General features: G+C 75.6%; 7 protein-coding genes. 2 read left to right on the forward strand and 5 right to left on the reverse strand.

Features of this window, described 5'->3' with window-relative positions; genetic code table 11:
- Positions 1–7 precede the first annotated feature (7 nt).
- Positions 8–1,249 carry a glycosyltransferase gene (locus BG452_RS08155; protein WP_188303519.1) on the reverse strand — a complete coding sequence of 414 codons (1,242 nt, stop codon included), beginning with the start codon at positions 1,247–1,249 and terminating at the stop codon, positions 8–10.
- Between the two features lie 184 nt (positions 1,250–1,433).
- Between BG452_RS08155 and BG452_RS08160 the strand changes: the two genes are divergently transcribed.
- Positions 1,434–1,700: a GlsB/YeaQ/YmgE family stress response membrane protein gene (locus BG452_RS08160; RefSeq protein WP_188303520.1), complete on the forward strand. Its 267-nt coding sequence runs from the start codon at positions 1,434–1,436 to the stop codon at positions 1,698–1,700.
- Between the two features lie 118 nt (positions 1,701–1,818).
- Here BG452_RS08160 and BG452_RS08165 read toward each other — a convergent pair whose 3' ends face one another.
- The 4 genes from BG452_RS08165 to BG452_RS08180 all read right to left on the reverse strand — a co-directional run bounded on the left by BG452_RS08165 (position 1,819) and on the right by BG452_RS08180 (position 5,492).
- Positions 1,819–2,736: an ADP-ribosylglycohydrolase family protein gene (locus tag BG452_RS08165; RefSeq protein WP_188303521.1), complete on the reverse strand. Its 918-nt coding sequence runs from the start codon at positions 2,734–2,736 to the stop codon at positions 1,819–1,821.
- Positions 2,737–2,850: 114 nt separating this feature from the next.
- Positions 2,851–3,441: a TetR family transcriptional regulator gene (locus BG452_RS08170; protein WP_188303522.1), complete on the reverse strand. Its 591-nt coding sequence runs from the start codon at positions 3,439–3,441 to the stop codon at positions 2,851–2,853.
- A gap of 68 nt (positions 3,442–3,509) precedes the next feature.
- On the reverse strand, positions 3,510–4,523 hold the full coding sequence (locus tag BG452_RS08175; RefSeq protein ID WP_188303523.1) for an aldo/keto reductase: 1,014 nt from the start codon (positions 4,521–4,523) through the stop codon (positions 3,510–3,512).
- A gap of 198 nt (positions 4,524–4,721) precedes the next feature.
- Positions 4,722–5,492 carry a class I SAM-dependent methyltransferase gene (locus BG452_RS08180; protein ID WP_223241908.1) on the reverse strand — a complete coding sequence of 257 codons (771 nt, stop codon included), beginning with the start codon at positions 5,490–5,492 and terminating at the stop codon, positions 4,722–4,724.
- 245 nt (positions 5,493–5,737) lie between these two features.
- On the opposite strand from BG452_RS08180, the gene BG452_RS08185 reads away from it, so the two are divergent.
- A partial coding sequence (locus tag BG452_RS08185) for a sensor histidine kinase (protein ID WP_188303524.1) occupies positions 5,738–6,916 on the forward strand: 1,179 nt, incomplete at its 3' end.

The raw sequence follows: 6,916 nt of genomic DNA on the forward strand, positions 1-6,916 counted from the left end.
TTCCTCGTCATTCGTGCGCCGTCGCCTCCACGGCGGCCAGGACCTTGGCGGCGCCGTCCTCGGTGGCGAGGGCGGCGGCGAAGGACCGGGCCCGGGTGCGGTAGTGGGGGTCGTCCAGGAGGTGGCGAAGGGCGGTGGCGAGGCGGCTGGGGGTCAGGGTGCGCAGGGGGACGGGGCCGGGGGAGACGCCGAGCGCGGTCAGGCGGGCGGACCAGAACGGGGCGTCCAGCTGGGCGGGCACCGGGACGGCCGGGGTGCCAGAGCGCAGGGTGGCCGCCGTGGTGCCCGCGCCCGCGTGGTGGACGACGGCGGCGGTGCGGGGGAACAGCCAGTCGTGCGGGGTGTCGCCGATGGTCAGCACGGTGTCGGAGTCCTCCGCGGCCAGCCCGCTCCAGCCCGACTGCAGCAGGACGCGGACCCGGGCGGCCCGGGCGGCGGCGAGGACGGTCGCGGTGAGCCGCTCGGGCTCGGGCACGACCAGACTGCCGAAGCCGACGAAGACCGGTGGCGGTCCGGCGGCCAGGAAGTCCAGCAGCCGCTGGGGCGGCTGCCAGTCGGGCTGCTCGGGCGGCCACCAGTACCCGGCGACGCCCAGCCGGGGGTGCCAGTCCGTCGGCCGGGGGACGACCCGCGGCGAGAAGCCGTGCAGGACGGGGTGGTCGCGCCGGGCGCGGGCGACGCCCAGCGGCGGCAGGCCGAGCCGTCGGCGCAGCCTGCGGACGGCCGGGACGAACAGCTGGTCGGTGGCCGCCTGGACGGCCTGCCCGGCCAGCAGGTTGCCGGACCGCCCGAGCGAGCGGGAGCCGGTCACGGCGGGCGCGAACTCGCGGGTGGGAGAGAGGGGTTGGAGGTACAGCCCGATGCTGGGGATGCCGGCCGCCTCGGCCGCGACCTGGCCGAGCGCACTGGTGGTGCTGGTGGTGAGCAGCAGGTCGGTGCCGAGCGCCGTGGCGTCGGCGATGCCCTCGCCGAGGGCGGGCATGAACCGCCGCCCGAGGCGCAGGAGTTGCAGGACGGCCAGCGGTCCGCCGCCGGCCCGTAGCAGCCGTCGGCCCTCGGTGGAGGCCAGTTCGGCGCGCGGGTCGACCGGCAGTGGGCGGAACTCCAGCCCGGCGCCCCGTACCGACTCGGCGAAGGTGGTGTGGGTGGCGACGGCCACCTGATGTCCGGCCCCCCGCAGGCGGACGCCGAGCCCGGTGAAGGGGGCGACATCGCCCCGGGAGCCGGCGGTGGCGATCAGGATGCGCATGGCCGCAGTATTTCGGCGGGTGCGTCCGGTCGGAAGGACGCCACGCGCGGACCGGTCGGCTCCGGGTGGCCGGATCACGCCGTCCGGGCGGGCCGCCCGGAACCGGGCCGGTGGGCGGCGGCGTCCTTGGGTGCAGAGCGCGCGGGACGGGGCCGTCGCGCCGCGAACGGGAGGGATGGGTCGGATGAGCGTCATCGCGTGGATCGTGCTGGGCCTGGTGGCCGGAGCCCTGGCCAAACTGCTGCTGCCCGGGAGGGACCCGGGCGGCCTGATCGTGACGACCCTGATCGGGATCGCCGGCTCCTTCGTCGGCGGCTGGATCGCGTCGCACTTCCTGCACCGGTCGATCACGGCCCGGTTCTTTGACGGGCCGACCTGGGTGGCCGCGATCGGCGGCGCGCTGGTGCTGCTGATCGCCTACCGGCTGATCTTCGGCAACTCGCGCCGCTGAGACGGGCGTTCGGAACGCGGTCGACGGGCCGGTCCCGCTGGGGGCCGGCCCGTCGGTGTGCTTGCGGCGTCCGGCCCGTCGGCGTGCTCGCGGCGTCCGGCCCGCGGTGGTCCGGTCGCTACCGCGTCACCGAGGCCTCGGTGACCCAGTCCGGCAAGTCCTCGCAGGCCGTGAGCCAGGCGGCGGGTACGTCGGCGAGCCCGGTGCGGGCGGCGACCACGCCGGCGGCGATGGCGCAGGTGGTGTCCTGGTCGCCCCAGCCCTCCAGGGTGTGCCAGATCGCCCCGGGCAGTGAGTCCAGGTGCCCGGCGGCGGACCAGAGGGCGAACGGGACGGTGTCCGGCGCCGAGATCATCAGCCCCGAGCCGAGCACACCGGCGGCGTGCCGGATGCTGGTGTGCTCGGGCAGCCGGGCGGCGATCCGCAGGCCGGAGCGGACGTCGCCGTCCGGCAGCCGGCCGGCCACCTCGGTGAGCAACTCGGCCCGTCGGGGCGGGCGCCCGCCCCGGCTGCGGACGGCGAGCGCCGCGGCCAGGGCCACCGCCACCGCTCCGGTGACCGCCTCGGGGTGGAAGTGGGTGGTGAGCGCCTGGAGTTCGGCCTGCCGGGCGACCTCGGCCAGGTCGTCGGCGAACCAGACGCCCAGTGGGGCGACCCGCATCGCGGCGCCGTTGCCGTACGAGCCCTGGCCCTCGAACTGGCCCGAGGTGATGGCGCGCCAGTCCCCGCCTGCGCCGATCCCGCGCAGCACCCGGTGCATGGACGGGCCGTACTTGCGCTGGTACTCGCGGGTGTACTCGGCCGCGAACTCCCCGGCCAGCGCGGACTGTCGGACCTCGCCGTGGGCGGCGAGGTGGCGGACCAGGACGAGGGCCATCGCGGTGTCGTCGGTCCAGTGCCAGGGCGCCGGGCGGACCAGCCGGGCGGCCAGGGCGGCGGACGCCTCGTCGAGCGGGACCGAGAACCACCGGTCGCCGAAGGCGTCGCCGAGGGCGAGCCCCCGCAGACTGTCCAGGACCGGGCCGGCCGCGCGCATGTCATCCTCCGAGTGAGATCAACCGTGGGCGGCAGTCTGCCCGACGGGCCGGGGCGCCGGCGACCGGATTTCGGTCCGGTCGCCGGCGCCCCGGTGCCGCGTCGCCCGCGGTCGTCAGTGCTTGGCGTTCAGCCCGCTGAGGATCAGCTTCCAGACGGCCGCGAAGCGCTCGTCCGCGGTCGGCTCGGACCAGGTGGGCGCGTACATCGGGTCGTGGAAGGGGGCGGTGGCGTCGAAGACGGCGCGGGCGGTGGTCTGGATGTGGGCGAGCCTGAACTCCCGGCGGTCCGTGCCGTCGTGGACGATCTGGGCGATCTGCTTGACCAGGGTTTCGACGTGCGCCTCGACGATGGCACTGTTCTCCCCGGCCAGGACCAGGTAGGTGGCGAACAGCGCCGGGTCGTCCAGCGCCTTCTTGCGCTTGGCCGTGAACAGCGTGGTCAGCCAGCGTTCGAGGCGCTCGGCGGCACTGCCGGCGTCGATCGAGATGGTCTCCAGCTCGTGGTGCGCCTGGTCCAGCCAGCGCTGGGTGACCGCCTCGCGCAGCGCCGCCTTGCTGGGGAAGTGGCGGTAGACGCTGCTGTGGCTGACGCCGAGTTCCCGGGCGACGTCCACGACGGTGGCCTTGGCCGGGCCGAACCGCCGGAGGACTTCCTCCGCCGCGCTCAGGATCTGCTCGGCGGTGAGTGCGGTGTCCGTGGTCACGGGGGCCGTCCTTAGGGTCGTGCGGGTCGGGTGGTGCGGAGGGTTTGCGCTGGTCAGCGTGGGCTCGGTCAGTGCTCGCTGTCCAGGCGTGCCATCTGCGCGGCAGCGTACCGGTCGCCGGCGGCGGCACCGGCGGGGACGGCCGCCTCGATGGCGGCGAGGTCGGCCGGGGTCAGCGTGACGTCCAGCGAACCGAGGGCCTCGGCCAGCCGGTCCCGGCGGCGGGCGCCGACCAGCGGGACGACGTCCTCGCCGCGCGAGGCCACCCAGGCGATGGCGACCTGGGCGACGCTCGCCCCCTTCGTGTCGGCGACCGCGCGCAGCGCCTCGACCAGCGCGAGGTTGTGGGTCAGGTTCTCGCCCTGGAAGCGCGGGCTGTTGCCGCGGAAGTCGGTGCCGGCGAGCGGGCGCTCCGGGGTCCAGTGGCCGCTCAGCAGGCCGCGGGAGAGCACGCCGTACGCGGTGATGCCGATGCCGAGTTCGCGGGCGGCGGGCAGGACGGAGGCCTCGATCGAGCGGGTGAGCAGGGAGTACTCGATCTGGAGGTCGCTGATCGGGTGGACGGCGGCGGCGCGGCGCAGGGTGTCGGCGCTGACCTCGGACAGGCCTACGTGACGGACGTAACCGGCCTTGACCAGGTCCGCGATGGCACCGACGGTTTCCTCGATCGGGACTCGCAGGTCGAGGCGGGCCGGGCGGTAGATGTCGACGTGGTCGGTGCGCAGGCGGCGCAGGGTGTAGGCGAGCGCGGTCTTGGTGGCGGCCGGGCTGGTGTCGTAGCCCGCCCACTGGCCGTCCGGGCCGCGCTGGGCGCCGTACTTCACGCTGATCTGCACGCTCTCGCGGTCGCGGCTGCGCAGGGCCTCGTGGATCAGCAGCTCGTTGTGGCCCATGCCGTAGAAGTCGCCGGTGTCGAGGAGGGTGATCCCGGCGTCCAGGGCGGCGTGGATGGTGGCGATGCTCTCGGCCTCGTCGGCGGGGCCGTAGAGGTCGGACATGCCCATGCAGCCGAGGCCGAGGGCGGAGGTGACGGGCCCGGAGGCGCCGAGGGCGCGCTGTGCGGGGCGGGTGGTCGAGGACATGGGTGCTCCAAGGGCGGGTGCGGCGCCGGATGGCGGAGGGCGGTGTGACCCAGGTCTCACTATGGCATGACAGTGAACAGATTTCAAAATCTGTTCGCTGTCTTTTGTCATTTGTTCGCACCGGGCGCCGCCGGGGCGCGGCTGCGGCCCGGGGGAGCGCGACCTGCTGGGCGCAGGCACTGCCAGGCTTACGGCCCGCTAGGCGTACGGCCCCGGCGAGCGCAGCAGGTAGGCCCGGGCGGGCGGCAGGTTGCGCCACACGGTGCGCTCGCCCAGCCCGTACGTCGCCTCGAACCGCCGCAGCAGGCGCACCACCGCCCGGTGGCGGGCACCCCGGCGCGGGCCCGAGGTGAGGGTGCGTGCCATCGTGGTGCCGAGGTAGCCGAAGTAGGTCAGCTCGCCGCCCGGAGCCAGCAGCCGCAGGTAGAGGTCGAGGATGTCCCGCACCACGGCCGGCTCGAAGTTGGTGAACGGCAGCCCGGAGACGATCACGTCGTACCGCCCGCCGCCTTTGCCGTGGTCGCCGTCCCCCTCCTCGCCGCCGTCCGGCCCCGGCGCCCCGGCCGCCTCCGGCAGTTCCTCCACCCGGCAGGCCGACAGTCGCAGCCCCACCCCCGGCCGGCGCCCGGCCAGCACCGGGTCCTCCCGCAGCCGCTCGGCGAACCGCGGATTCGCCTCGACCACGTGCAGCCGGTCGCCCGGGCGCAGCACCTGGGCCAGCCGACGGGTCACCACGCCCGTCCCCGCGCCGACCTCCAGCACCGAGATCGGCCGGTTCGGACGGCTGGTGGCCGGCACCGCCAGGGCGTTCACCAGATCCGGTCCGCTCGGCGCCAGGGCGCCGGTGTCCTGGAAGGTGCGCAGCGCCTCGGCGAGGAACAGCAGACGGTCCCCGCCGTACGGCGAAAGGCGCGAACCGCGCTGCGGTGGAAGGGAATCGGGGCGCGGGTGGAGCTGTCCGGTCGTCATGCCGTCGACGCTAGGGAGGCCTCGACCGGCCCGGATCGGCCGGTGAGCGGCGCCGCCCCCCGACGAAAGTCGAGGGTGCGGCTGCCCGGGAGGAGGGGGCGCCGAACCACCCCCGCCCGTAGCATCGGGCGAACGGACGCGACGGTGGACGGATACGAACGGAAGCCCACGGGCGCGGACCGATGCGAGGGCTGGGGACGGACGCGAGGGGACCGGAGCCGGGACGGTCCGGGCGGGAGGGTTCGATGCGCACAGGCCTGCTCGGCTGGTACGGCCCGGACCGCCGGCCCTGGGTGGACACCCTGCTGCTGCTCGGCATCCTCGGCCTCGCCGGCGAGGAGGGCCGGTTCCAGTGGCTGAACACCGACGGCCCGCTGCGCCTGCCCCGGGCAGTGGTGGCCGCGCTCGCCGCGCTCTCCCTGCTGGCCGCCCGCCGTCACCCGCTCGCCTCGGCCGTCCTGCCGGTGCTCACCGGCGGCCTGTTCAACCGTGCCTTCCCCGGCCTGTTCAGCGTCTACCACCTCGCCTCGCTCGGCCGGGTCGGCCCGGCGGCGGTCGGCGGGGCGGTGATCGCCGTGGTCAGCGCGACCAGGGCGGACTCGCTGGTCGGCTGGGTCGGCACCACCGGCTCCCAACTCTTCGTCCAGGCGGCCGTCCTGTCCTTCGGCCTGTGGCTGCACGGCCGACGGATGCTGATCCGCACCCTGCACGCCCAGGTCGAGACCCTGCGGCGGGAACGGGAGTTGCGCGCCGAGCAGGCCCGGTCCGCCGAACGCGCCCGGATCGCCCGGGAGATGCACGACGTGCTCGCCCACCGGCTGAGCCTGCTGGTGCTGCACGCCGGAGTGCTGCGCGACCAGGCCCGGGCCGGTACCGTCGCGGCCGACCCGGACCGGCTCACCCACCGCCTCGAACTGCTGCGCACCACCGCGGCCCGCTCCCTCGACGACCTGCGGGACGTGCTGGGCGCGCTGCGCGCCGAGCCGCCCGAGCGGGCCGACCCGTCCGGCCCGGCCCAGCCGTCCGCCGTCGAGGCCGAACCGCCCGCACCGCCCGCACCGACCGGGCCCGTCCGCGTTCCGGTGCCCGCCCTGCGCGACCTCACCGAGCTGGTCGACGAGGCGAACCAGGCCGGACAGCGCGTCGAACTCGCCCTCGACGGCGACCCGGAGAGCGTGCCCACCACCCACCGGCTCGCCGTCCACCGAGTCGTCCAGGAGGCGCTGACCAACGCCCGCAAGCACGCCCACGCCGCGCCCGTCACCGTCCGGGTCGGCTACGGCGCCCCGGCGACCACCGTCGAGATCCGCAACGGGCCGGGCGAGGCCGCGCCGAACGGGCCGGGCGCCGGCGGCGGGTACGGGCTGGTGGGGCTCGGCGAACGGGTCGGCGCGCTGGGCGGGCACCTGGACGCGGGCCCGGAC

Source organism: Streptomyces sp. CBMA123 (assembly GCF_014596465.1).
Lineage (GTDB): Bacteria > Actinomycetota > Actinomycetes > Streptomycetales > Streptomycetaceae > Kitasatospora.

What these genes read in the sequence shown, in the direction of transcription:
- BG452_RS08175 (WP_188303523.1), bottom strand. Translation starts at nt 4,523, where the DNA reads ATGTCCTCGACCACCCGCCCCGCACAGCGCGCCCTCGGCGCCTCCGGG.
- BG452_RS08155 (WP_188303519.1), bottom strand. Translation starts at nt 1,249, where the DNA reads ATGCGCATCCTGATCGCCACCGCCGGCTCCCGGGGCGATGTCGCCCCC.
- BG452_RS08165 (WP_188303521.1), bottom strand. Translation starts at nt 2,736, where the DNA reads ATGCGCGCGGCCGGCCCGGTCCTGGACAGTCTGCGGGGGCTCGCCCTC.
- BG452_RS08160 (WP_188303520.1), top strand. Translation starts at nt 1,434, where the DNA reads ATGAGCGTCATCGCGTGGATCGTGCTGGGCCTGGTGGCCGGAGCCCTG.
- BG452_RS08180 (WP_223241908.1), bottom strand. Translation starts at nt 5,492, where the DNA reads ATGACGACCGGACAGCTCCACCCGCGCCCCGATTCCCTTCCACCGCAG.